Origin of the sequence: Streptomyces sp. QH1-20 (assembly GCF_041283565.1) — a bacterium.
Lineage (GTDB): Bacteria > Actinomycetota > Actinomycetes > Streptomycetales > Streptomycetaceae > Streptomyces > Streptomyces syringius.
The window spans coordinates 36,813-62,996 of record NZ_CP166300.1; the positions used below are offsets into that span (position 1 = coordinate 36,813).

General features: G+C 62.1%; 13 protein-coding genes, 1 tRNA gene and 2 pseudogenes. 8 read left to right on the forward strand and 8 right to left on the reverse strand.

The features are described from left to right. Positions 1 to 233: 233 nt before the first annotated feature. The 7 genes and pseudogenes from AB8O64_RS35580 to AB8O64_RS35610 form a co-directional block, all read right to left on the reverse strand. Complete coding sequence (locus tag AB8O64_RS35580) at positions 234 to 557, reverse strand: transposase (RefSeq protein WP_370424112.1); 324 nt, start codon at positions 555 to 557, stop codon at positions 234 to 236. A gap of 17 nt (positions 558 to 574) precedes the next feature. Continuing rightward, positions 575 to 3,898 carry a hypothetical protein gene (locus tag AB8O64_RS35585; RefSeq protein ID WP_370424113.1) on the reverse strand — a complete coding sequence of 1,108 codons (3,324 nt, stop codon included), beginning with the start codon at positions 3,896 to 3,898 and terminating at the stop codon, positions 575 to 577. A gap of 67 nt (positions 3,899 to 3,965) precedes the next feature. Further along, on the reverse strand, positions 3,966 to 6,134 hold the full coding sequence (locus AB8O64_RS35590) for a hypothetical protein (protein WP_370424114.1): 2,169 nt from the start codon (positions 6,132 to 6,134) through the stop codon (positions 3,966 to 3,968). Between the two features lie 304 nt (positions 6,135 to 6,438). Beyond that, a complete protein-coding gene (locus AB8O64_RS35595; RefSeq protein WP_370424115.1) occupies positions 6,439 to 6,813 on the reverse strand; it encodes a transposase in 375 nt (124 codons plus the stop codon). Positions 6,814 to 6,932: 119 nt separating this feature from the next. Next, positions 6,933 to 7,940 (reverse strand): aldo/keto reductase, encoded by a 1,008-nt coding sequence (locus AB8O64_RS35600; RefSeq protein WP_370424116.1) that lies wholly within the window; start codon positions 7,938 to 7,940, stop codon positions 6,933 to 6,935. A gap of 888 nt (positions 7,941 to 8,828) precedes the next feature. Then, positions 8,829 to 8,913: transfer RNA gene (locus tag AB8O64_RS35605), tRNA-Leu, on the reverse strand. A gap of 230 nt (positions 8,914 to 9,143) precedes the next feature. Further along, positions 9,144 to 9,557, reverse strand: a pseudogene (locus AB8O64_RS35610) (IS3 family transposase); the annotation flags it as partial. A gap of 363 nt (positions 9,558 to 9,920) precedes the next feature. Here AB8O64_RS35610 and AB8O64_RS35615 point away from each other — a divergent pair. The 8 genes from AB8O64_RS35615 to AB8O64_RS35650 all read left to right on the forward strand — a co-directional run bounded on the left by AB8O64_RS35615 (position 9,921) and on the right by AB8O64_RS35650 (position 24,915). Beyond that, positions 9,921 to 12,461 carry a DUF6603 domain-containing protein gene (locus AB8O64_RS35615; protein ID WP_370424374.1) on the forward strand — a complete coding sequence of 847 codons (2,541 nt, stop codon included), beginning with the start codon at positions 9,921 to 9,923 and terminating at the stop codon, positions 12,459 to 12,461. Then, a complete protein-coding gene (locus tag AB8O64_RS35620) occupies positions 12,458 to 14,608 on the forward strand; it encodes a hypothetical protein (RefSeq protein WP_370424117.1) in 2,151 nt (716 codons plus the stop codon). Before AB8O64_RS35615 ends, AB8O64_RS35620 begins: the two co-directional genes overlap by 4 nt. A 2-nt stretch (positions 14,609 to 14,610) precedes the next feature. Continuing rightward, positions 14,611 to 18,192, forward strand: a complete 3,582-nt coding sequence (locus AB8O64_RS35625; protein WP_370424119.1) for a hypothetical protein — start codon at positions 14,611 to 14,613, stop codon at positions 18,190 to 18,192. Next, on the forward strand, positions 18,189 to 19,586 hold the full coding sequence (locus AB8O64_RS35630; RefSeq protein ID WP_370424120.1) for a hypothetical protein: 1,398 nt from the start codon (positions 18,189 to 18,191) through the stop codon (positions 19,584 to 19,586). Before AB8O64_RS35625 ends, AB8O64_RS35630 begins: the two co-directional genes overlap by 4 nt. Positions 19,587 to 20,293: 707 nt before the next feature. Beyond that, complete coding sequence (locus AB8O64_RS35635; protein ID WP_370424121.1) at positions 20,294 to 20,851, forward strand: hypothetical protein; 558 nt, start codon at positions 20,294 to 20,296, stop codon at positions 20,849 to 20,851. Positions 20,852 to 21,090: 239 nt separating this feature from the next. Next, on the forward strand, positions 21,091 to 22,068 hold the full coding sequence (locus AB8O64_RS35640) for a hypothetical protein (protein ID WP_370424122.1): 978 nt from the start codon (positions 21,091 to 21,093) through the stop codon (positions 22,066 to 22,068). A 205-nt stretch (positions 22,069 to 22,273) separates the two neighbouring features. Beyond that, positions 22,274 to 23,782: a hypothetical protein gene (locus AB8O64_RS35645; RefSeq protein ID WP_370424123.1), complete on the forward strand. Its 1,509-nt coding sequence runs from the start codon at positions 22,274 to 22,276 to the stop codon at positions 23,780 to 23,782. Positions 23,783 to 23,964: 182 nt separating this feature from the next. Next, complete coding sequence (locus tag AB8O64_RS35650; RefSeq protein ID WP_370424124.1) at positions 23,965 to 24,915, forward strand: hypothetical protein; 951 nt, start codon at positions 23,965 to 23,967, stop codon at positions 24,913 to 24,915. A 59-nt stretch (positions 24,916 to 24,974) separates the two neighbouring features. Here the strand turns inward: AB8O64_RS35650 and AB8O64_RS35655 are convergent. Continuing rightward, positions 24,975 to 25,569, reverse strand: a pseudogene (locus AB8O64_RS35655) (transposase). Positions 25,570 to 26,184: the final 615 nt, after the last annotated feature.

The window sequence follows — 26,184 nt, forward strand, 5'->3', positions numbered from 1 at the left end:
GGGCGCGACCCCCGAACGATCAACGGCTTCAGGCACCTTGATCATCGGAGGTCGCGTCCTCTATACATCCACCGGGTCCATCGTCCGGAACCGAGATCAACCAGCCGCAACTGCTCATCTCGACGAGCGAGAACGCTCCAGCCCTGTGATCATCGGAGCCTCGTTACTCGTGAAATTGCGCGGCGAAGGTTCGTCACATACCTGTGAACTGCTGATTCTTGGAGTCGTCAGGACTATGAATCATTCCTCATCCCGGTGAGCCTGGGAGCTATCGAGTTGCCTGCGGAGGACATGACAGGATCTTGGTGTGGATCGTTACCATGCGCGCGCCGTCGGCAAAAGAAGTCGTACACCGCCCGCCACCAGGGATAATCCCGTGGCATGGCCATCCACTTCCCGCCACTGTCGACCATATAGCGCACCGCATCGATCATTTCGCGGTGGCAATACTCCTCCGGACGGCGGCCTCTAGACTCCATCCACGCCGGCATCGGCATCGACGCCCGGACCAGAGCCCGCTCCGCGTCGCTCGGTCGGTCTCGTAGTACGACTCCCACCTCGGAGGCCGTCCTCCTTATGCTGATGGACGCGACGTTCTCGAGAGGGGAGGCGGTGGTGCAGCCCGCTCCACCGTGGTGGTGGCAGCCTTCCTTCGCTCCTCGGCTCTGGCCGTGTTAGTGACTCCCGGCCCGGCGTTGACTTCGGCCGTGTGCTTGAGAACGGTTCCTTCCGTAGCGTCTGAGGCAACAGTGCCCACGATGGAAAAGGAAGCGGAAGACCCGTTAGGCAAGTTCACGGACTGCGTGAGCACATGGTCCGCAATGGAGACCGAGCCTTCTACGACGCCTGAAGTGCCCTTGAAGCCTGTGATGGCGGCGTCGTGGAGCCCGGCGCCCACGACAAGTTTGACGACGGCCTGGGGGTCGTCGTGGCCATCGTTCTCGACCTTAACGGTGTAGGTAACCGGGTCGCCCGCCCTGGCCACGCCGGGGCCGTCGAAGGAAACAATGGATAGTTTCGTCGACGGAGGCATCACCTCGATGGCTTTTTGAGCTCGCTGTTCCTCCTGGGCGGCGGTGTTGTGATCCTTTGAGTCAGGCGTGCGGATCAAGCAGGATGCCGAAACCCGGCCGGCGCGAGTACCGGCCTTAATAGTGGCGGAGATGCTGACCTTCTCAGATTCACCCGCCTTCACCACCACGGGCCTGCAGCGGTTAAGGCCGTCCTCTGCAAAACCACTGTCGGCAATCTCGATTCGCTCAAACTTGTCCGGGAATTGGGTCACGATCTCCACCCCAAAATCATCCGGACCTGCGTTACTCACGACAGCTTCTAAATCGACCCTATCCCCTGCAGTAGCATTCGACGGGCCAGTCAGGGAAATCGTCACCTTCGCCGTCTTCGGTGCGTCCTGTTCGCTAAGAGCGACAAATTTTGCTTTCGTGTGTTGTTCTTCCGGGGGGACATTATAAGGGATTCCCCAATCAGAAACATCTCCCGTCCGCTTAAATTTCACCCCAGGAAGGACCACAACCTCCTTCTCGCCCGGATAGTAGCTCAATCCCCATATCTTCCTTCCATGGCTCTGATGAAGCTCCACCATACCCGGCATGGACGGCCACTTAATATACCGCAGGGCAAATTCCTCAGTCACCGTTCTAGACTCCGAGCAACTGGTCAACGCACTAGTTGTCAACTCAATATTCCTGAACATTTGATCCGAGAGCCAACTGCTCGCCCCTCGGACGTAGCGAACCCCACGATACGCGAAGGAGTCGCCGCAAAGCGGAAGATGATGCAGGCCCCAGTAGGCAACCCGGTGATGCAAATACATCTCGGCATGGGTTTTGGGCCAGTCAATACCCGATAGCGACCTTTTTAGTGCCTGTATTGATTCCTCCGCTAGGCTTTTAGAGCAGAGCCCTAAGCGCACAGATTTGCAATAGTGCTCCGCTTGCCAGCATTCGAATGTAGCCTTTATGCATCCTGCCGGCCAGTGCGAGTTTTCCTCTTCTGGTTTCTCCTGCAGGTCACGCAAGTAACTTTCCGTCATCTCCCAAGCGTATTTTCTTAATTCATTCTGTGTCATCCTCTCTCCCCTCCTGATGACGGGGTTAATCATCTTATATGCCCCACTTGTGTAACATCGGATTGCTAAAATGTGGCCACGCTTAACCCCTAGCTCGAGAAGCCCTTCCGGCTTGTCCAGCTCATTCAGCCAATCTCGCACAATTGTTGCTTCTGGCTGGCAGGCATTTTCGGCGCCTTCCACAGCAAATCTTGCGATCATATCGGCTAAGGATGCCAGCAATCCATGCCACTCTTCTATAGGCTCTCCTTTTCCATCTCTATCGGGAGGGTATTCGACGAGGCTATGATTATCAAATTGCTCTTCGTAAGCCTTTACGGTTTCTTCCGGGTTTCCTGGCGCTTGCGGCAACGGGAGCTCTGGAGCTGTCGGCTCAGCGTCGTACACGTGGGTACCGAGATCTTCTGAGATGAAGTCCTCGATTTTCTTGTATGCGACCCGTGCATTATTTTTGATTATGCCGGTGAGCTCATCGAGTGGCTTATGCTGAGCGGCGCAAAATAGCCGTTCCTCAGGGCTCCGGTCAACTCCGAGTGTTATGCGAGCCGCATGAAGTATTTCATGCAGAGAGTGGTCTTTCGGGGGAATCATCCATGCCATGAGTGCGTAGAGAAAATGCTCTGGTTTGCACTCTGGTACGGAGAGCCAAGCGAAGCATGAGAACATCCGCGCAGCCGTTCCTGATGTTCCCGCGACCAACGGGTACCCCATATGCATGCGGGTGCGTATTGACCAGGGGCTCCCCTGCGACACCTTGTGATAGGCGGCGCCCGTTTTCCACTTCAGTGGGTATTCCACTACTTCTTCGACGCGCCCATCCGACAACTCTTGCGCGGTGGCAGTTCCCAGGTCGGCCTTTACGACTGTATACTTGGTGACCTTTAGGGTTCCGTCGTGGAATGTGTAACTTGGCTGGACATCGATGAGCCCGGGCTCTGCATCCTGCATTTCCCTGAGCTTAACAATCCCTTCGGGAGTTGTTGGGACATTGCCGATAGCGCGATCTTCCGTCGTGAAGTCGTGCAGCGTGATTACATCGGGCGCCCCTTGTGCGTGGAATGCATATTCTTCTTTACTCAACGGCATGTCGATTTGAGCTAGTTGACTGGCCCGCATAGCGGCGACTTCGCTGGTTTGCGGACCTCGGGCCCATTGGGACAGCCCATACTGCATTTTGTGGACGAGGCCAGAGTATGAGGTCATGTCGACTACGTTAAGCACGTCCTCGTGTTTCAGGCTCTTAAGATAATCTGTGAAGTGACGGAGGTGGCGAGCATTTAGTTTCAGCTTCTCAGCGGTTACCTCCCGAGTTATGCCGTCTTCTTTGAAGTACATTCGATGAATTGTCTTCTTTAGTGAAATATCTTCGAATTCATCTTTATTTTTGCTGCGAGAGTGCACGCGCGCGCGAAAGTAGGCTGCGTTGAAGATCGCAGTCATAATTTCCCTGGTATTAGCCTTGCTGGACTTCAGGTAGCTGATAAGTTCCGGCCTATTTCCTAACTGTCCCGCACTCTCCGGCTCATCCATGAAGAAGGCGCACGCGGTCATGTCCATCGCCTCGTCAAAGGTTGGTGCGCGCTTGTCGCTTGGGTCGCGCTGCTTCTGAAGTTGATAGTCCTTGGCAAGCACTTCGTGCAGCCGCACGAGTGTCTTTTGGGCTGCGTTTCTGACCTCCGGATGGCCGTGGAGGTAAGCGCCCAGATCATGCTCGTATTTGTGAGCCCAATCGGGCCATTTGTCTAAGGCGCCGAAAATGCCCTCATCGCAGTACTCCGGGTCGGGACGATCGATCTGCGGTACTGTCATGTTGTGCTCCTGTTAATTGAGACTTGCTACTCAGGTAGGCGATGGCGTGCGGCGTCCGAGTCTGTCGTTACGCATGGACTGGCGCGGTGGGGAGGTCCGCAATTAGTGCGGATACGCCGTCTCCTGTGACATGCAGGAGATGCTGCGCACTGCTGGGGTCGTAGAGGAGATCTACCTGCTTCACGCGGGTCTTGTCCAGGGCTTGTATGCCCTGTGCGATTGTATCCGGGATAAGGCTGCTGAGAGCAATCCCCTTTTCGTCTTGCCAGCGCCCTATGAATGTGGTGGAAGAATTTTCTCTGGTCACGTCGATATCGAAAGTCATCGTATTCGTTTCAGGTCCCGGGAGGAAGAGCGTAAGGTGTCCGCGCGCAGCAGCATGGTCGGTGTCTTTTGAGACTTCTAGGGAGAACTGGGCACTAGCGCCGAAAATTTCATCGTTTCCGGAGCAGCGGAATGACAGCCCCTTTGTTCCGGTGTTATAAGAAGCATAAATGGTGTCGAGTCGCAAGGCCGCGATCGCCGGCAGGGAATACTCGAACTCCCGGTTGATCCAATCGGCAAATTCTCGTCCGGTGACTTCGTGTAGCTCTGCCTCGACGGCCCATTCCTCGTCTCGGTGGGTGAGGGTCGTACTGCAGGAGACGCCAGCAAGGCTTCCATGGGCGTGCAGTACGAACTCCGTGGGTATGCCTTTTGCTCCGGTGATTTGAATGTCTGCATCAGTCAATGTCATCAGCGGTTGCTTTTGGTTGAACGGGTTTGGCAGACTCAGGGAAGTCGCCAATGCTAGGTCGAGGGAGTATGACCAATCATTCCCGATGACGCAGGTGGCGCCGAGATGACGGAGGGTTAGCTTTTGTCTGTCTGACGAAATGTGGTCCAGATGTGGTAGCTGGGTCTGCTTGTTGCTCTGTGCGTCAAAGTCCGTCAGTTCTATGGGGTCAGCAGAGAGGGTGACGGTACGATCGGGGAAGCTGGCGGACGCAGACAGGGACAGGCCACTACCGATGGTGCAGGATGATTCCATGCCGGCGTGAAAGACGGAGGTTTGAGGGCTGCAAATGAGCCAGAGGCCGATATTTGTCAGAGAGAATACGTCCGGAATGATTTCCCAGGGTCCCTCGATGGAAATTTTGGCGCCTAACGCCGTGCATGTCTTTTTGTTGAGGTCATAGACAACGGATAGCGATCCAACAGAAACGTGCCCAGAGGTCAGGTCTTGAGGGACACCCGTCAGGTTGAGCTGATCGGGGCCGGGAACGAACGGAAGTTCATGCAGTTCGCTCAGATTATTCAGTCGAGCACCCTCCTCTATAGCGGCCGACAAGGAAATTGTTTTTCGCCCGAACTCGTGGGCAAACTTCAGATAGAAAACAAATTCTTGCTCTTCCTGGCTTCCCTTGGTTAGTCGCGTGCGAGCCGTTCCTCCGGCGCTCCAAGAATCAAATAGGCCGGCGGGGCTGGCGCTGGCGCTGAATGAGAGTTCAATGTGACAGGCAACTCCGAGGAGAGTGCTTTCTCCTTCTAGTGACACATTGAGACTCGAAAGTTCCTTCCCCCACGAAACAGTAAATCCTGTGGAGGTCATATCACTCAGAATAGCGGGGACGGTGTCATCGGAAACACCAGCCCACTGGGCGAGTACCTTCGCTGGCAATCCGCCGTCTGGCTCGAACTCTGCATGCACGGAGGCGGACATCAGGATTGCGCTGGGGTCGCCTTGTGACGAAGATGAGCCGACACTGGCGATTAATTTGAGTGGCTTCCTGTCAACTGGGCACGTAAATGGGATGTGCAGACGTGAATAGTTGACAGGCTTTTCGCCTTTTATGTGACAGTTCAGGTAAAAGCTTGTTACCAATAGTGTTTCTGCCTTGATGCCGAATTGGGAGGCAATTGGGTTGAGTAAAGGATGGTTAGACATGCCCGTAATCCGCTCTGGCTCAAGCTCGACCCGTTCCAGGGCGCCATCCTCGGAAATTATAAGTGACACACGGAGCGGAATCTCACTCCCTAGTCCTTGCAGGTCCGCCTTTCCGCGCACGGTGAAATGTTCGGAACCTTTGTCAAGCGTCGGTTCATGGATCACCAAATCTTCTTTGAGGAACTGCTGCTCGGGAGCTGTTCCCTCGACATAGATCCCGAGTTGCGCAGGTTGTAATACCGCGTCACGGTGCTGCTCGACAGCAGCATTTATGTCAGAAATAACCTGCTGAGCCAATGCGCTGGACATGCGTTACCTCCCGGTTTCTCGTGACGGTAGTGTCGCCGCTGGTCGTCGGTGGACTCTTCTAGCGCCGGTACCCGGTGGGGAAGGTCGTCTGGCAGCGGCCGACAAAGAATGCGGGTGCGCCGGGACCCTGGTCGGCTTGCCATCCGGTTACTGCGCATGCGTGTCGTCGGAACTGGGGCAGCGCGACGGGGGCGGCTGTGGCGCAGAGTTCATCGATGGCGACATGGTGTCGGCGTTCACGTGCAGGTGCTCCCACCCGGTACACGGGTACGTGCTCCATGCGCCGTATCCCATAGAGCCGGGATCACCCGATAGTCAGCCGCATAGGTACCAGCACCATCCTGGGGTTCTTCGGCCGCAGCAGCGTGACCAGGCGCCGCCGACTACTGGCTTTGCGGATCGCCTTGGGCGTTTGGATGTACGGTCTCAGGGCACGTCCGACGTGTGGGGGAATATGGGAGAGCAGGCCACGGAGCCGGGTGGCGACCCAGATGACCTCGGCCGTGAGCTCGTGGTGGAAGCCGACGGTCATGTGGAATTCGGCGGCGGTCTCGTCGTCCAGCTCGGTGGAGCGGAGCGTGTGGGGCGTGGTGCGGGTGGTGTCCGCAGCTCTCGCGTCGGTCTTGGCCTCCCTCGGATGGAGCCCCGCGATCCGCCGCGCATGGTTAAGCCGGGCCAATAGGCGATCTCGCATCCGGCGTTGCGGGCCACCGCCAGCGGCAGGGCGCCGATCGAGGCGGGCGGGTCGGCCATCAGCAGCACACGGCCGTACGTCTCCCGGCCCGGTGAACCCACGGGTCATAGTCGACAGGGGACAGAAGTCATGCCGGGCCCGGAGGCAAGTCCCGCCTGTGGGCGATGCCCTGACGGATCCTCGCGGTCAGGTGGGCAGCAGCGATCCAGTGCGGCGAGTTCGGCGGGGTAGAAGGCAGTGTATTGGGCAGCGTGGTGGTTCGCGGTGAGATGTTCCAGGGAAGATGTCCGCAGCAGGGCGGAGGTGACAGCGGGATTGCGCAGGCACCACGCGAGCGCCAGGTGCTCAAGAGGTTGCTGCCGGGACGCGGCGATCTGAGTGAGAGTTACCAGGGCATCAACTGCATCTGTGGCACGTGGTTGGGGAGGGCGGCGTGAACGGGTCAGGGTGCCATGGGCCATGGGTGCACAGGCAATGAACCCGATACCCAGCTCATCCAGTAGGTCCAGCACTTGGACCTCGGCCCACCGGTCCAACAGGGAGTAGGTCCCCTGGTAGGCGACGGCTGGCGTCCCCAACGCCGACAGCAACGAGGCGACCTGGCGCACGTGTGCCGCCGGGAACGAAGACAGCCCGACATAGAGCGCTTTGCCTTGGTTGACGGCGGAGGCCATAGCCCTGGCGGACTCCTCCAGAGGGGTGTTCGGGTCGTGGCGGTGGAGGTAGAGGACGTCGACGTAGTCCTGGCCAGTCCGGCTGAGGAAGGCATCGAGGCTACCCAATATGTGGCGGCGGGAGCCATATCCTGCGGACGGATGAGGCCCCGTCCCCAGGCCGACGCGAACGGTAAGCGTCATTTCCTCGCGCCAGGTGCGCCAAGGCGCCAGCGCCGTGCCGATCTCCTCCTCCGCCTGGTGGCGGCCAGCAGACGGGCACGAGAGGTCGAAGTGGGTAACGCCCAGATCGAGGGCATGCCCCACCAGCGTGCTGGACAGGCGTGCCGGGAATCGGGGGGCCAGACCCAGGCCAAGCGGAGACAGACACAATCCGCTCACTCCACTGCGCCGGTAGGGCGGGGATGCGAGCGGGGGCAGGGGAGGCTTGGTGGACATTGCAGAACTCCTCGATAAGGGCTGCGGGAGCGCAGCGGACACTCGAGAGCAAGGGCGGGCGAGCGCCGGCCCTCCGGGCCGGTGGTTCGCGCGACGTAGAACACAGACGCGTGCGGGACCCGGGCTTCCGGTGCGGTATCGCGGGTTGTGACGGTGGATGATCACTGCGATATGTCTGGTTCATGTGGTATGCGCAGGTTGGCGGGTTGGCTGTCAGGGGACAGCTGAGGCCGGAGACAGTTGAGTGTTTCGAGGACGGTAATCGCCAAGGAGCTTTGGATGAGTGTGCGGCCGGTGCAGCGGTGGCTTCTGGCCTGGCAGGAAGGTCACAGGCCGGGACGCCGACCAAGACTGATCTTCCGCCGCGGAGTCTGCGGCGGCCGCGCGGGACAGTCCAAGAGCCTCAGCTGGCGCAAATGCCGGGGCCTGGCGGTTCGGGCGTGCCTCCAAGCCGGCCGCCCCATTGTCCTCATCTGAGGCAGTCTTAACGTCCATCAGACCGCTGGACTGCGCGAATACGCTGATGCTCACGACTGACTCGCCATCCTCCAGCTCCCCAGCCATGGGCCGGAGCTGAACTCGGGGAAGGGTGTCTTGGGTCGCTGCTGCAGCGCACCGCGACGGCCAACGTCGCGCTCGCGGACGTCCGTCACCCCATCGAGACTGTCCGCGCCGGCTGCGAAAAGAACCAGTACCGGCCGCACCCCATTGTCAGCTGCCTGACCGAGAAAGGCTGAACGTATGCGAATCGGACGCCAACACCACTCCGGAGAGTTCCATAACTTCAGACAGGACAGCATGCTCTTCTCCGGTCCTCTGCGGGATCTGATGCCTTGAGACCGCTTGTACAGCTCCGCTCATGAAGGGGCCGGCAGTGAGCGGTTGAGGTAAGCGAGGTGGGAGTCGAACCCACATGCCCCGACGGGGGCGGCGGAGTTTAAGTCCGCTGCGTCTTCCATTTCGCCACTCGCTCAAGCTTCCCACCCTTGCTGTAGGAGGTGACCGTCGCATGAATAGTGCTACCGCTTGTATCGGGGAGTGTGCGCGGTGAGCGGGGCATCCGGGTGAGTGGAGGCCGGGTGGATGCATAAGAGCAGGGCCCCTTCGTAGCTCGGGGTCGCGACGCCACTCGTGCACCAGGAGGGGCGGATTCAACCTGGATTCGACCGGCCGTTGCAACACCCCGTCCACGCGGCCGCCGCGGGTGGCGACGGCCATGGCCAGGGCGTCGATGACCAGTTCGGCACGCATGTGTGTGGCCATCGAATAGCCGAGTACCCGGCGTGAATAGATGTCCAGGACGCAGGCGAGATACAGCCACGTCCCGCCGACCTGCACATATGTGATGCCGCCGCACCACTTCTCGTCCAGCTGCCCGGCGGTGAAGTCGCGTTGGGCGAGGTCCGGGGCCAGTGGTACTGGCCGGTCCGGGACGATCGTACGCTTGCGGCGCCGCAGGTGGCGGTCCTCGATCCTGTGCCGCCGCATCAGGCGCTCGACGCGCTTGCGGTTGACAGTGTGCCCGAAGCCCCGCAGCTCGGCATGGACCCGACGGACCCCGTAGGCGCCCTTGTGTCTCGCGAATCTCGGCAACAGCGCGTCCTCGGCCAGTCGCACGGCACGGGCCTTCGCGCCGGCGAGCCACCGGTAGTAGCCCGAGCTCGAGACCTACGGCATTCCTGAACTCCTCCGAATACGGAGACCTGCGTTCCACCAGGACACCTTCCCTTGGATCTACAAGATCCATTTTCAGTGTGTCCGCACCGCCGGGGTCGCCTCAGTCGCTACCCGACCAGCCACACGCCCGGAACTTGCAACCGCCTCGACCCGCTGCTGCAACACGCCGAGCATTCTCCCGCAATGCGCCATGCCCCAACAGGGGGGATACTTCCGGCAAATGGGATATATCAATGCGAAGGGGAGCAGATGTCGTCGCCAGTCGATGCAGGGGCGCCACCCGAAGAACGTGTCTTCGTGGCGATGATCGCCTTCAAGTTCGAGGAGGGTGTGAAGAGCCTCCCGCTGGTGGGGGAGCTGGTTCCGGAGCAGGCCGACGTCAAGGTATCGGATCTGCGCGTGCTTGCTTCCTCCGCAGAGCTGACGAAGAAGCAGATCGACCAGGTCAACTCTGCCCTGAGCGGAACATACGTTGCCGGGCGCCCTGCGGCTCTTCTTCCCGAGACTGTGGACAAGGGCGCCACGCTGACTGTGGATGTCGCCCTTCCGGCCCAGGAGCCGGAGACGCTCAAGCTGAACATGGGCGGCAAGCCGAAGAGAAAGCCCGGCCCCGGTCCGGAGCCCACGCCTAAACCGGCCACAACGGTGGCAGAAACGGTCGAGGACCGTACCGTCACTGCCGCCGAGGCGGCGGGGTTCGCTGTGGCGCCGGTGCAGGCCGGTGCGTGGCTGAAGGTGGACAAGGCTCTGGGGCCGGTCCAGCTCAGGCGCGTGGGTGCGGCCTATCAGAACGGCCGCCTGTGGCTGCTGTTCGACGCCGCGATCGGAGCCGGCGGGCTGACCATCAGCGCGGACGGCCTCGGACTCGGCGTCGATCTCTCCAAGCTGGAACGCGGCACCTTTGATACCCAGGGGGCACTGAGCGGTCTGGGGCTGGACTACAAGAACCCGGCTGTCGAGATCGGGGGGGCTTTCCTCAACAAGACCGCGGCTCCCTACAGCCTCTACATTGCCGGGTCGGCCGTGGTGTCCACGCCGGCCGTGGGCTTGCAGGCGGTAGGCGCCTACCAGAAGAAGAAAGACGACGCCGCGTCGTTGTTCCTGGTGGCTGCCCTCAACGGCAAGCTGCCCGGTCCCCCGCCCTTCCGCCTGAAGGGGATCGTCGCCGGATTCGGATACAACTCCCACCTCCGCGTCCCGGCGATCGCAGAGGTGGCCACGTTCCCGCTGTTGAAAATGCTGCCCGTCACCGACACCGAGGACGCCAGTATCCCGCACGAGCCGATGGAGGTTCTCGACACGCTCCTCAGCGGCGACAACCCGTGGGTCAGTGCGCAGGCAGGAACCATCTGGCTGGCGGCAGGCTTGGCGTTCTCCTCGTTCGAGCTTCTGCACGCGCGGACGGTAGCGGTCGTTGAGTTCGGAAACGATGTCACGGTCAGTCTCTCCGGAATCGCAGCAGCACAACTGCCCCGCGAGGGGAAGCCGTACGCGAATCTGGAGCTGGAGGTTGCAGCCTCCTACTCCACAGCGACCAACATGCTCGCCTTCGACGGGCAGCTCACCTCGCGTTCTTTCCTCCTCGATGAGAACGCCCACCTGCGCGGCGGCTTCGCCGTGCGCTCCTGGTTTGCCGGCTCCGGCCACGAGGGTGACTTCGTCCTGACCCTGGGCGGCTACCACCCCCAGTACACGAAGCCTGCCCACTACCCGGCAGTGGACCGTTTGGGAGTGGACTGGGAGCCGGGCCACGGCGTCACCGTCAAGTCCGCGAGCTACCTCGCGGTCACACCCGACTGCCTGATGACCGGCGGTGCCCTGGACATCCGCTACGACGGCGGCGCTGTGCAGGCCTGGCTGAACGCCCACTACGACGCCATCGTGCAGTGGGCTCCCCTCCACTTCGATCTCGACATCGGGATCACGCTGGGCGCCTCCCTGGACTGTGGGCTGTTCACCATCAGCGGCGAAATCGGAGCGAGCCTGAACCTGTGGGGCCCTCCTGTCGGCGGCTACGTCACCGTGCACATGCTCGGCGTCGGCATCACCATCAGCTTCGGCCCCGACAAGGAGAGTGGAGAGACGACGGTCGGATGGGACGCCTTCCGTCAGCAGCTTCTGCCCAAGACGCCGCTCACCCTGGCCGCTCCCGCGGGCGCCAGGCCACTTGCCGATGACGCGCCCGAGACCCCCTGGTCGTTTTCCTCGGAGGGCTTCACCCTCCAGGCAGCCACCCCGCTGCCGGCAACTGCCGCGACCCTCCTCCAGCACCAGGAGACCTCGAGGGGCAACCGTAAGCTGGACATCCGTCCCATGGGACGCACCGGCCTCGACTCGCACCTCGCCTTCGGCATCGAACAGCACGACGGAACCCGGTGGACTCCTGTTCCTTCCGACCACTACCACTGCACGCCCCAGTACGCGCCGGTCCCGAACGCCCTGTGGGGCGATCCGGGCAAGACGGGGGTTCTGGCCGACCCAGCCGAGCAAACGGTTTCCGAGTACGTCACCGGCGCGACGATCGAGCCGATCAAGCCCTCCCCGACCGGCACCGTGCGCACCATCACCGCCGCAAACCTCGCGGCAAACCCCATCGTCCCGGACGGCAAGAATCCCTACGGGACACCCGGGCACGTGCGCTACCCGCACGCCGATGACCCAGGCTCGATCGCCACCCTCACCAGCACCCTGACCGCCAGAGCACCCGAACGCACCGCCCTGCACGAGTCGTTGACCGGTCTCGGGTTCACGCTGGACGCCAACGAATCCATGAGCCGGATGGCCGAGCAGGCACCGGAGCTGTTCACCGCCCGGCCCCAGAAGGTTTTGGAGACAGCAGCATGAGCCCGCTGGACACCACGGTCATCTTCAGCGACAACCGTGTACCGAAGATCAAGGCCGGTCGCTTCCGCACCACACTGTCCCAGACCCTGCCCGCCGTAGAAGGGGCAGAGGCCTACCTGGGCGACGCCTCCCACGAGTTCGTCATCACTGCACCCCAGTTCACCCTGGACCAGGGGGCCGTGCACGCCTGCTTCCCGCCGCACGACGCGAAGGGCCCCTTCGACACGGTCATGCCGCACATCGCCCTGCAGCACCGCACCCTGCCTTGGGCGCGCAGACGCACGGCAAACGACGACGAGAAGACGCCGTGGCTGGCGCTCTTGCTGTTCGGCGAGAACGAGCTCCCCGGCGACGTCCACGCGCAGGGCATCACCGAACAGATGACGGTGGAAGCAGCCCTGACCCGCACGGACGGTGTGACCGTACCCGCGGTGGCCATCGACGACGTCGCCAAAAAACTACGTGAGTCGGTATGCCGGACGCTGACCGTCCCCGCCGCCGTGTGGCGCAGCATCGCGCCCACGTCCGAGGACCTCAGGCTGCTGGCGCACGTGCGCCAGCAGCCCAGCCATGTGGAAAACGCCACCCCGACGCAGGAAGAGGCGTCCGCGGTGCTGGTCGCAGGACGGCTGCCGGACCGCGAAGGCACCTGGACGGCCCACCTGGTCTCCCTGGAGGGCGTACCGCTCGCCCCGGTGGGCGAAAACGCGGTGCGCATGGTGTCACTGCACTCCTGGTCCTTCACCCACCACCCCGACCCCACCCACAACTTCAGCACCCTCATGAGGCACCTGGTTGCCGCAGACGGCGCCGACGACCTCCTCCTCAAGAGCAACCGGATGCCTCCCGCTGAGGGAAGCGACGCGGAGAAGAAGGCGGCCAAGCGGCTCGGTGAAGGCTACGCGCCCCTGCTGTGGCACACGCCGTCGGGGGAAGAAACCTTTGGCTGGTACCGCGGACCCGCAGCGCCGCACCTAGTCCCGCCCGCAGAGGTTCCGGTCGGCCAGCGCACCGGCCGCGCCCTGAGCGCCCACAGTCTCCTTGCCTATGAGCAGGACTCCGGCGTCTTCGACATCACTTACGCCAGCGCCTGGACTCTTGGGCGTAACCTCGCGCTGGGCGATGCGGCGTTCGCCGACGCCCTCACCCACGCCCGGCGCGCCGTGCACCACGACAGCGCGCGACTGCGGCAGAAGATGGGTGAACGCCACGCCCTGTACGCGGCGCCGGCACCGCAGGAAGACAGCCCTGGGGCGCCGGTTGAACCGGTGGTGCCCGTCTTGGAGCGTTTCCGCCAGCTCCTGGCCGATGGCCTGGCCGTTCAGATGGCCCGGTCGCTGGACGGCCAGGATGCGCCGCGCCTCGCGCCGGTGCGGCTTCCGGTCATGCAGCCGCCGATCACCGCGGCCGAGGACAACGCCGCCTTGGCACAGTCGGTTTCCGATCACGCTCCGCAGCTCACCAACGTAGCCGCATGGCTGACCCGGCTGCGGTCGCTGGAGCCGGTCCCCTTCCACTACCTCGTACCGCACCCGAGCATGCTGCCCGATGAGTCACTGCGCTTCTTCCACATCGACGGCGAGTGGCTCGACGCGCTGCTGGCCGGTGCGCGCAGCCTGGGGGTGCACCACGGCTTCGACACCCGCGCGGACGCCTCCCTGGACGACCTGATCAACCACTCCGATGAGGCACCTCCCGCGGCTGGAATGCTCATCAACTCCCGGCTGGTCGAGGGCTGGCCCTCCCTGGAAGTGCACGCCACGACCAGTTCTGCGGACGGCGCACACGAGGTGCCCGTCACGCTGCGCAAGACGTTCGGCCGGTATGTGCTGCTCGTGCTGTTCGCCGATGTTCCGCACACCGTCACTCTCGCCGAGCCCCACCAGGGGCTGCACTTCGGCCTCAGCAGCGACCGAAAGATCAGCCTGCGCAACCCCGACGCCAATGGCGCACCGCTCGCTCAGAGCGTGGACCTCCCAGAGATCCTGCGCCCCGCGGATGCCGCGGCGCCCGCGAGCGTGGTCGACATGGAGCGGCTGCGGCAGAAGGTGCAGGACGTGTCCGGCCACCAGATCGACGGCGGAGCGGACGTCTGCATTCAGCTTGTGCGCGCTCCAGAGACCCAGACCATCAAGCGGGGAGCATAACCATGACCACCAGCACCGAGGCGAACAGCACTCTCGTGGTGCCGGTACGGCTGCGCGCCCTGCGCGTCACCGACGAGACGAAGAACACTGCAGTACAGCGCTGGCTACCCAACTTCCACATGATGGAAATGGGTGAGCCGGTCGAGCCCCCCGCCTTCCAATCGCTCGACGCCGACTGGAACCGCCGCGACGCCGACAAGCCCGCACACCTGCACAACAACGGCGTCCACCTGCACTGGGAACTTCCCGCCGGTCTACGCCGCGCGACCCCCGATCCCACCACCGGCGAGCTGACCTTTCCCGCCGCGCCCAACCGGTGGCTCATCTACCGGTGGCACGGAGAAGAGCGGCGCGTGACCGCATGGATCGTGGAAAGCGATCACATCGGCCCCCGCACCGGGACCTCCCCCTACTACGTGCGCGAAACCGGCACCAAGACGCGCATCGGACGCGCCGTACAGATCATCAACGACGAGAGCGCCACCGGCGAACCCTGGACCGAGCCCCTGGCCGGTGTGCTGAGTCCTCTGACGGCGATCGGCCCGGGGCTGCCGACGTTCTCTCTGTACCAGCCCTACCACCGCAACGTCTTCTCCTTCTACGACGATCTCTCCAACGTCCCGGAAGGGCAGAACCAGGTCCCCCTCGCCTACATGGTGGTCGGCTGGCACTCCCACCCCGACCAGGACCCCCTGCGCACGATGTCGCCGGCGCAGCTGGGATGGGCACCGACCGTCTCAGGCGCCTACACCTCCAGTGTGTATGCCGGCAACGTCGCCGGGGTTCCGGTCGCCGCAGCCTTCCATGACACCATCCCCGCGCCCGGCAGCATCAACGGAGCGGTGGGCACCTCCAGTGCGGACGCGCTGACCCACCTGAGCACCCGCGAGCTCCAGGAAAGCGAAGGAGGCAAGCAGGTGGCGCGGCTGGTGGCGGCGCTGCAGAACGGCCTGCTGGCCCGCATGGATGACCCCGACGCTGAGCACCTCCTGGACGAGTACCTGCACGGCGCCGGGTTCACCCCGCAGCCAGGAGGCTCCCGCTTCGAGCTGACCGGCACCCACGGCGGCGAAGATGACCTTCAGGCGTTCGCTTTCCTGACCCAGCTGAACAAGGACCAGGCTGCCTTCGAGGACCTGGACAAGCACATGCGGTCGCTGCAGCGGCGCCTATACCTGGTGTGGCGCCTGTCGAGCCTCCCGTCCCGTCCGGGCGACATCAGTCAGGACGACTTCGACAGGCACCTTGATCCTCAGCGCAAGGGCGGCTACGCCGCGCTGATCACCGCGCTTAAGGCGCCCCTGGAAGAAGCCCGCGGCAAGATCCCCGGCTCCGCGGCCCCGGGCGGCGAGGACCCGGCAACCCGATGGGCGCACGCCCACGGACTGGGCTCCCGCTACAGCCTCAAGCGAGTCCTCCAGGAACCTTTCCACCGGCCCAACAACCCCGCCGTGCTGCTCCACAAAGCGGGCGGCGAGGACACCGTTGCCGTGGACAACGCCCTCCCCTGCCGCCCCGTGGAGTCCCTCCTCACCGACCTGCACCTCTCCGACAACGACACCGTTGCGTCCCTCCTGTCGCAGGCCGGTAGTTCCCTGTCAGCCGTCACCCGCAGCTCGATGCTCCCCACAGCACTGCCGTTCAGGGACATCACAGAAAAGATCGCCGCAGAAGCCTGCCTCGTCGACATCGAGTCGTCCGCCGTCATCAACCGGCTCTCCCAAGGGAAAATCACCCGGCAGGCCATGGCCGCAGCCCTCGACGCCGCGAAACAAGACCCCGCCACGGTCCCCTTGTTCGGCACACAAGCCTGGGCGCAGCCGTGGAATCCGCTGTATCTGGTGTGGAAGGCAAAGTTCTACCCCCTGCCTCACGGCGAGTGGGAGTTCGACGGAAACCGCTACCAGTGGAAGGGACACCCCAAGCAGAAGCTGCCGACCCCCGTCGCTCTCCAGGGCCGGGCAATCCTGGGTCACCATGCCCGCTTCCACCTGCGCTCACGGATCTCCGAGTACATTGCCAACGGCCACACCACCAGCCCCGACATGGCCGACCACCTCAGAGATTTTGGCGCCACGGTCGACTCCTGGGACCTGATCTCACAAACCCTGGACGGCTTCGCCGCGCAGCTCACCCGCCACGACCCGGCGCGCGCACTGCGGACATCGGGAGCAGCGGCCGCCCTGGCCGGCCGTGAAAACAACGCAGGTCCGCTTCCCGGCGAGCCCCCGGAACCGTTCGAGGACGGGCCGGAAAGCGAGTTCCAGGAGATTCCGGCCGGTCAGTACCGGTTCACGCACCTGGCGATCGTCGACTCCTTCGGCCGTACAACCGCCGTCCACCAGGACGAAAGCGGCGACGAAGCGGACACCTTCCCTCTCGGAGTCTCCCCGGACATGGCACCGGTGCGGCCGATCCTTGAGGGAGGCAACACCGCGGGATGGCTGGAACAGCATCCGCGGCTTCCCGAAGCGGCCCGCATCACCGTCGACTTCACCCACCCCGAGGACGACACCAAGCCGTACACGACAGCAGGCACGCTCAGCCCCGTGATCGCCTGGGTGATTCCCAACTGGATCGACAACACCCTCCTCGCCTACACCGCCGAAGGCCACCCCATCGGCGAGATCCGGGTAACCGCCGGAAGCACGCAACGCCAGGTCACCTGGGGCAAGCTGCCCGGTTCCCAGAAGCAGGCGCCCAAGCGGCTCAAGAACATCTTGGACGGCCTGCAAGCCGCGGGCGCAGAAGCTTTCGAGGAAATGATGACGGCCATCTACGGCTGTCTGGAGACCATCAACCCCCTCAGCGGCGCCGGCGACACCGTCATGGCCAGCATCCTGGGGCGCCCCCTGGCACTGACGCGTATCGCCGTCCACCTCAACAGCCACGCCGACGTAACCCGCGACACCCCCGCCGTCGCTGCCGAACGGCGCACCGTGTACCGGATCGCGGACCCAACGTGGGAAACGGCCCTGTCAACTTCCCAGGAACGCCTCTACGCCTCCCATAAGTGGCCCGTACGCCTGGGAGACGGCGGACGCCTGGGAGACGGCCTCGTCGGCTTCTGGGACAACGACGCAGCACCCTCCATGCGGGCGTTCTACGTCCCCAACCCCGACACGCCCTCCTACGTACACCCCATGGGAACCAGCAGCCTGAACGTGTCGGCCCAAGAAGGCCCCCGCTACCTCACCGCCCTCATCGACCCGCGAGCACCCATCCACGCCACTACCGGCATCCTCCCCGTCACCCGCGCCCACATCCCCGCCCGCTTCATCGATCAACCCCTCTCGGTGATCTCACCCGCGCTGCGCACCGGACCGCTCCTCGTGCCGGCGCTTCCCGAGTCGGCCGACGGCAGCGGCACGGCCCAGCCCACCGCAGTCCGGGCACCGGTGCCCTCCCTGCGCTCGGGAAGCTGGCAATGGACCGAGGCCACCAGCGAAGACGCCTGGACATCCGTACCGGCCTCCACCCACAACCCTGACGAGACCTTCAGCCTCAAATCCCCCACCGCCCGCTCCGGCTTCCTCACCCAATCGAGCCAGAGCACGCCCTCACACGGAGGAAACCACCGATGAGCACCCTCCTGACCTACGGCATCGCCACCAACCCGAGCCCGCTGGCCGTCGGCCGAGACGGACAGCTCGACATCGTCGTCTCCAACGGAGGCACCAAGATCGTCACCTGCGAGCGCATCACCCTCGTCCTACCCGTCAGCAAGCTGGCACAGGGCCTCATCGCCGCCGAACAGCAGCTGACCCTCGAAGTCAGTCCCTCCGACCAGTGGAGCATCGTCCAGGCGGCCCAGAAAGGTGTCCTCTACGCCGTCCCGCAGGACGACGCCGTAGACATCCCGCCCGCCCACGACCAACCAGCCGCCGCGAGCAGCATCCAGGTAGACATCGAACCCAAGGAAAAAAAGGACAAAACCAATGAAAACCCGGGCGACGTCAGCAAGCACGGCGTCCTGATCACCATCAAGGGCCTGCACATCAACGACGCCTACGGCACCGCAGCCATCAGCGTCACCGAGCACGCAGTCGTCAAAGGCACAGACGCCAAGCCCGAAGACCGGCGCACCAGCGTTCCCGTCACCAAGTACCCCGTCACCGACGCCAACGACATCGACCCACTCCCCGTCAAGAACTTCCGCACGTCCGCTTTGGTGGACGGCAAGTGGACAGAGGGCCTGACACACCTTCCGCACAACACCCACGTGAAGCTGCACTGGGAGGGCCCGGCGGAGGCGACGTACACGGTGAGCGGCACGGGGAGAACCGAGACTTTCGAGGTCCCCAAGGGGACAACAGAGTACGACTTCCCGGCGTGGGCTATCCGTGACTCGGTCTACACACTCACGGCCACGACAACAGTGGGAGCGTCGATCGTCACGCGTCATCTCACGACGGCGGTCACGGTCGACTCCCCCGAGTTCCAGGCCGTATCCGTCAAGGGAGACGCCAACTTCACCAAGAAGCTGAACCTCCCCGCAGGCCTCGGTGTGACGGGGGACGTATCGGTCGTCGGCGGCGACATCAGCCTTACACGCGGCGACAAGGAATTGACCCTGGCAGTCGACTACGAAACCGGATCCCTCGCGATTGGCTGCCAAATTCCCCTGAAGGGCACTCCGAAGATCTTTAAAATCTATAACGGCCTGCTTTCCCCCTCAGATAAGGTTAAGTTCGCGGGTTTCGGAATGCCTATGACTGCACCCAGCGACGGACTCGTCCTCGTGATCTCAAGGGAGGGAGCAAGGATGGGCACACCTTTCCCTTTCCACATGGAACTGAATGGCGAAAAAGTAACGTCAGACCTTCGGGGCCGCAACATTATGGCCTGCTCCAGCCGCATCAGAAAGGGTCAAGAGTATAAGATTGTAAGCGATCATGAACGTTTGCAGGACTGGCCAGTTGAATTCTTCTTCTTTCCGCTTGAAGACGCAATTCAAATCCCTCTCGATCTTGAATAGAGCGAACCTTCCTAGGGCGCCACTGGCCGCCCTTCGACGACATGACAGCCTCGTGTCAGGGCGATACCTCGCGCCCGTGGCAGCTTCGCCGTCCTGCAGGGCCAACATCCCCACCAAGAACTCACCGTCCGGCAACGGTCGCTAACCCCAGACACGAGAAATTAAAGCGGGGCGGCGCATATAAGCCGTCACATCAACATCACGAAAGACTCTCCGCCGTAAGGACAGGTCACGTTGCCAATCTCTCCACGTCCTACGTCCCTTCCCACGCTCACCGGGGACTGGGTTGAAAAGTTTCTCGATTTCAAAGCGAGGAACCCCGCCGCCGACAGCGAGGGCCAGGCGCAGATCTTCACGGGCTTGAAGGATTTGGTCATGCGTCAGAGCCCAGATGTCAAGGAGCCGTGGAATCTCATGCGAGTCTCCAACCACACCTCCTACAGCACCACAGGTCCTCTGACCGGGGAGACGATGGAGCCGTTCTTATTCGAGAGCTTGATCAAATCCGCGAATTCGTACTACACGGATACAACTGAAGAACAGGCCGCACAAATCGACGAACTGCTGGCCGGGAAAAATTCTCATTCCGCCACTACAGTGACGGAAAGCCGGGAGGAACCGACCCGGGATATAGGCAGCTCCTGTCGTCTCAGCGCCTATCCGAGCATGACCTGGCAGGAAGCGAAACCTACGGGGCAGACTGGATCTTGCTCGGAAATGAGGGATTCATCTTCTGCACCATCGCGGTGGGGGACGAACCTGTCTACCAAAGAGTTGCAGAACGCCCATGGTATGCGGAGCTGAGTCCAGATAAAATCACCGATGCGTGGTATTCCGTGGACCTCTTGCAATTCTTCAACAATGCGCCCGAAAAGGGTAATCCGCCCACTAAGCGCTACTTTGCTCAGACGGCTGATAACGCGCGGACCTGCATGGATAGGGCTGAATTTATCAAGGGCCGCTACATTCCGATGGTCAGAGGTAACGGGCACGATCTCCTGCGCACCGTCGCACGACGGCTGATCGATGAGGAAATCGAAGGTAAGACCGTTAATGCTGCACACGACGACGCGGCCATCGCCGAGAAGATTAGAGAAATTTTTGCGGGGTTTGCGGTGGAAGTAAAGATTGCCCAGCCCTCTTTTCCGCTCGACATCAATCCGAAATCTGACCCGCCGTCCGCATGGGTAAAGAACCCGCTGCTTAACAAAAAAACCGGAGAAGAAAACCGAAGAGCAGAGCACCCTTCACCACCGCTGACTTAGCCCAGAGGATCGAGCGAGCGATCAGCCTAACGATTGGAGAGACCGAGGTGCCAAACACTCGCCCCCGTGTTCCCGTCGTCCCCCGATACGCCCTCTGCTTCCCCTTCTCCCTCTACTCACCAAGAACTGGCGTGACAAGTTTTCCTCATCAAAGGGATGCTCTTTTCAAATGGTCCGATCTAGCGGAAACGTCCTCCTGCGCGCCCTGGCGCGACTCCTGACGATTTGGAGAGATCAAAGTGTCAAATGCTCATCACCCACTTCGCCTTCCCCCACTCACTGAGGACTGGGGTGACAAATTTTCCGAGATCAAGAAGTTGGCCCCCAGCGCCAAAGAGGACGCACTTCGTGACGTCAAGGCCTTGGTCAGGCGTCAGGCCCATGAGGCCAAAGAGCCGTGGAATCTCATGCGCGCCTCCAACCACGCCTGCTACACCACGGAGCCTGAGGATCCGACAAGTACAAGTATGGATCCGTTCTTCTTCGAGCCCGCGATCCGGTCTCCGTTCGAGCACGGGGTAGAAGCGCTCGGGGGAGAGGAGACAGAGGAAGAGACCGCAGCAATCAACGAACTGTTTCGCCGGAAATCATTCTCGTTCCGTCATTACAGTTACGGAGTAGGGCCAGATAAAACAGACCGTCCGCCTTGGACGCAGCTCTTGTCTTCCCAGGGGCTCTCCGAGAAGTCCCTGAAAGGAAGCGGAAATACGGATGAAGTGGACTGGATCATGTTCGGAACCGAGGCGTTCGTTTTCTGCACCATTGCAGTGGGAGACATTCCTTTCTACGACATCGGCAAGCGCCAATGGTACACGGAGCTGAAGCTAGATAGCATCACGGATGCATGGTTTTCTAAGGACTCTGTGGAGGAATTCGAGAGAGCAGAGGGATCCGGGAAAGATAGGTGCTACTCGGTCAAGACGGCGGACGACGCGCGGAGGGCTCTAGTGCGAGCCAATACACATCACGAGAAACCGGAATGTTCTGTTCCGATGATCAGGTCTAATGGAGAGGGCCTCCTGCGCCTGCTGGCTCGGCTTCTGTACGATTTGAAGGTCCCACCTGATGCCGAGGAAGAAGAAATCCTCAAAGGGGTTGAGTACTATTTCGAGGAATCTATGGAGGTGAAGGTTGCCCGGAACTGCATTCCGCTCGAAAACCATCCGAATTCTAACCCTGATGACCCGTCCCCCTGGGTAAAGAACCCGCGACTATGAAAACCGAAGAACAGAGCACCCTTCACCACCGCTGCCCTGCCCCAGAGGATCGAGTGTAAAGCGTTCACGCTGGTGAGATCCCGGATATTGCAGCCTCAAGGCAAATGTCATTTTCACCGTGCAGAGTTTATAACGCCTGACCATCCGGGAAAGAAATCTGCACGGCACCCACCAGAGTCGCTTCCGAAAGGACACCGGAGACAGGATGACCCTCACCGCCGCTGACGTCGCCCAGGGGATCGAGCGCAGAGCGTTCACCTTGACGAGCTCTCTCCTGGGCCTGAACGGACTGGCTGACGAGCTTTTCACCGCTGAGTACTTCGGTGCGCAGTGGAACGTTGAGGTGGAGGGCGGTGATGCAGACCCTGCCGCAGACTTCCTCGTCATGTGGGGCAGTGCAGAGGTAAAGGGGCGCCGGCGCCCGGTGGAAGTCCATTTCCTGCGGAGCGGCGAGAACCGTGAACAGGTAGGAGGGCTCCTCGTCTTCGCGCGGCTCCAGAAGGAAGGCGCGAGCGACGACGACTGGGATCCCCCGGAGTTCCGCGATCTTGGGGTGGGAGCCGGTCTCGGTGCGCTGAAGAGCTTCGGGATGACCCAGCCGGAGCTGATGCTGTCCGTCGACCCCGAGCACGGTTCCCCGTATGCCCTGTTCGGAGGGGCCGCACGGTACGGGAACACCGCCCCCCGCACGGTTCCGGACCGGTTCTGCGCCCAGCCGTCCAGTCCAGGGTTCAGTGACCTGTATGCGCGTTTCGCGCGCCCTTACAGCTCGCAGGATTTGCCGCAGCTCATCGGGCGGCTTCCCATCGGGCTTCCCGACGTGCATATTCCAGAGGATATTTCCCATGCGCTGGAAGGCCTTGAGGTCGAGCTGTCCTACGTGTCGATCGCGATCAACGAGTATGACCGCACCGTCGTCGGTGCCTCGATCGGCGTCCGGGTAGGCGCGCGCGATCAGGCCGGCGCACTGGGACGCCCCCTCGAGGTGATCCCGGGGTTCTTCAAGGCCAACAGTCTCAGTCTGGGACTCCAGCTCGCCGGCCCGTCCAGCTTCGTCTTCCAGGCCGAGTTCGCCGGCACGCTGGGAAGCGAGACACAGGCGCAGATCTCGGGCTGGTACGCGAGCGGCGGCAACGTGCGGCTTCTGGGAGCGGTACGCAACGTGCCCCTTGACCCGGGACTGGGGCAGTGGATCCAAGGGGCGCTGGGCACCGACGTGTCGCAGATCCTGACGGCTTCGACCGTGGAAACGATGGCGGTTGAGGCAAACATCTCCCCCTCGTCTTCACTCGTGTCGGTGGACCTGGAAGTGAAGATCCCCCTCCAGGGCGATGCGGGAGACGCCTACTTCGCGGTGAGTGCGTCGAAGGTGATCCGGCCGTCTGCCGGCCCGTACCGCGTGCACTCGCTTCTCAGTTTCCCCCTGCCCTCCGAGAAATACCCGGCCCGGCGCCTGCAGTTCACGGGTGACGTCAGCAACGAAGGTGGCGAGCTGTCCTTCACCCTCGCCTGGGAAGCCGGATCGGAGAGAGGCGATACGGAGGTGCTTCTGTCCGACTTGATGCGGATGGTCGGCTCCTACGGATCGGACAGCGAAGGCATCCCGGAGATCGGCCTGTCGGCCCTCAAGGCCGTCTACCGCCCCCGCTCCAACTTCCTCCTCATCGAGGCCGACCACCCCGACGTCCAAGTCGCCATCGCCGTCCTGGAATAGCAGCCCGTCCCGCCTGGAGACCAACTCCCGCTCACGAAGCACAAGCATCAGGGCACCCGTGCACGACGAGTCCCTGGCAAATCCCCGCCGACCGCTGAGCACATAAGGAAAACGCGTTAAATAGACCGTTAAATACCGTGTGCCGCGTTCGAGGAAAGCAGGCCATCGAGGAAAGAGGAGCCATGCAGGCGCTCATCGATCGCATCGAAAAGATCATGGCCGAGAACACCGAAGACTGGAACGCGATGGTCTCCGCCATGATGGAAGTCTTTAAAGAACCTGCGCAGCAGCAAATGAGATTGGACCCGTGGCGTTTGATGGACGTCATCAATCGAGCCTATTTCAAAGGTGGGCTCACCGTTTCCCAATTCATTCCCGGTTATTCAGAGAAGATGATCAGCGCCCATAAGGAGCAGGTCGATGAACTCCTTCGGCGTTTCACATTCACGATCCGCCATTACGACCGGGATCAGGGTAACCCAAAGAGACCGGAGCACATGCTGATCTACAGCGCTCTAGATGCTCGGCTTCACGGGATTCCCGACCTACCATCCGTTTATGACGAGTGGACGGTGTGCGGGTCAGTCGGGTTTGTTTTCCACGTTGTCGCGGTCATCGAAAACGAGACGAGGCGCCATTACCCATTGACGCAGGACTACTTCGTTCTCAAGCGCCCATGGTATTCTGAGGTCGAGTTGAGCAGCGATGAGGTGACAGACTGCTGGATCGGTCCGCCCTTCCTGTACAACCTGGCGGCGCTACCGTCGTACGACAATCGCAAAACGCCCCAAGAGGCCCAGGAAGACCTACAAAAGCTGCGGGACAGACCAGCGGGCTCTTTGCTGATGCGGGGCAACGGGAGTCAGATCAGTAGATGGCTAGCGTTCCTCTTTTTTAACGATCCGGAAAACGTCAGCCACACCGCACAGGATGTCACACTGAAGCAGCTCACCGAGTACTACTTGGGAATTTTCAATGATGCCGAGAAGCTGAAGTGCGGCCTCGCAGAGATCAAGACCCCTCGCCATGTTCTCGTGTACGAGTGGAAGAATAACAATGATGCGGATCAGGTGAAGAAGGATGACGGGGGATGTACCGACATCTTTGACCTGGGACCGACCCCGGAACTTTAAATAATACTCCAGCAGCGGTTTGAACCGTCCCGCTTTCGGTGAAGACCCTAGAGATCACCTCATTTGGTGAGTAGGCGGTAGCAGATGAGGGTGCTGGCGATGCTGGCGAAGGCGAGGAAGTGGATGGCCTTGCGTTCGTAGCGGCGATGGAGTCTGCGGCATCCAGCGAGCCAGGACATGGTGCGCTCGATGGTCCAGCGGTAGCGTCCGAGACGTTCGGAGGACTCGATGCCTTTGCACGCGATGCGGGGTGTGACGTGTCGCGATTCGAGCCGTACTTGCCCCGATCCACAGGATTCGGACCCGTCAGGTCCCCCTTTCCAAGGCTCGCATATTCACCGAGTCGATCGCGCACCGCGACCAGTCCAGGTCGCCCCGGGAGCCGAATTCATCCAGGACCAGGAGGTGCAGCTTGCCCCACACCCGCGACTGGCTCCACTCCGTGAACCGCCGGTAGGCTGTCGCTCCGGAGGGACCGGACACCGGTGGGACCTGCGACCACGTGCACCCCGTCGTCGCCACGAAGACGATCGCCGCCAAGACCTCACGGTCCCCATACCGACGCCGACCGCCCCCTTGAGGACGAGTCGACGTCTCCGGCACCACCCGCTGGAACAACTTCCACAACCCGTCCGGCACCAACCGCTCAACCATCAACACCCAGACACTACCGGCCAAGCCAAATGAGATGATCTCGTAGCGCCCGTTGCGCCCCCGCGTAGCCAGGCGCCGTACGCGTGCTGGGTGTGGGTCGTCGTCGGCGGTGACACGGTGTTCTCCAGATTGAGACTGGTCATCAGCGGGATGAAAACGGGGATCTCGTTGCTCCGGTTGCCTATCTGGCGCTGCCCGAGCACAGTGCTGGTGTGGTCCATGGCGGCCCGCAACCACACAGCCTCGCAGTCTGCACTGCGGGATCCGCGCAGAACCTTTCCGTCTACCGCCACGCCCCGCCACCGTGGACTGGTTTGCAGGGAGTCGTTCCTGGCTGCCAGGAACGATGAGACCGCGGCGCCGAAGGCATCTCCGTCAAGGCCGCCGAGCAGCCGCATCACCGTCATAGGGTGTGGCACGGTGACCGTCGCTGAATGGGTCAACTGTGAAGCTGGCAGCAGTGAGGACCCAGTGGGGTGCGTCCGCGTTCCACCCTGCGATCGCGGTCAGGGATCTCGCGCCCACCAGCGCACTCGCGGCCACTGCCAACACTACGGCGACCAGTGGGAAAACACCGACCACGGCAATCACGTGGAGCGGGCAGGCAGGACAGGA

Coding starts and splice junctions, on each gene's coding strand:
- AB8O64_RS35585 (WP_370424113.1), bottom strand. CDS start 3,898: ATGACAGTACCGCAGATCGATCGTCCCGACCCGGAGTACTGCGATGAG.
- AB8O64_RS35590 (WP_370424114.1), bottom strand. CDS start 6,134: ATGTCCAGCGCATTGGCTCAGCAGGTTATTTCTGACATAAATGCTGCT.
- AB8O64_RS35600 (WP_370424116.1), bottom strand. CDS start 7,940: ATGTCCACCAAGCCTCCCCTGCCCCCGCTCGCATCCCCGCCCTACCGG.
- AB8O64_RS35615 (WP_370424374.1), top strand. CDS start 9,921: ATGATCGCCTTCAAGTTCGAGGAGGGTGTGAAGAGCCTCCCGCTGGTG.
- AB8O64_RS35620 (WP_370424117.1), top strand. CDS start 12,458: ATGAGCCCGCTGGACACCACGGTCATCTTCAGCGACAACCGTGTACCG.
- AB8O64_RS35625 (WP_370424119.1), top strand. CDS start 14,611: ATGACCACCAGCACCGAGGCGAACAGCACTCTCGTGGTGCCGGTACGG.
- AB8O64_RS35630 (WP_370424120.1), top strand. CDS start 18,189: ATGAGCACCCTCCTGACCTACGGCATCGCCACCAACCCGAGCCCGCTG.
- AB8O64_RS35645 (WP_370424123.1), top strand. CDS start 22,274: ATGACCCTCACCGCCGCTGACGTCGCCCAGGGGATCGAGCGCAGAGCG.
- AB8O64_RS35650 (WP_370424124.1), top strand. CDS start 23,965: ATGCAGGCGCTCATCGATCGCATCGAAAAGATCATGGCCGAGAACACC.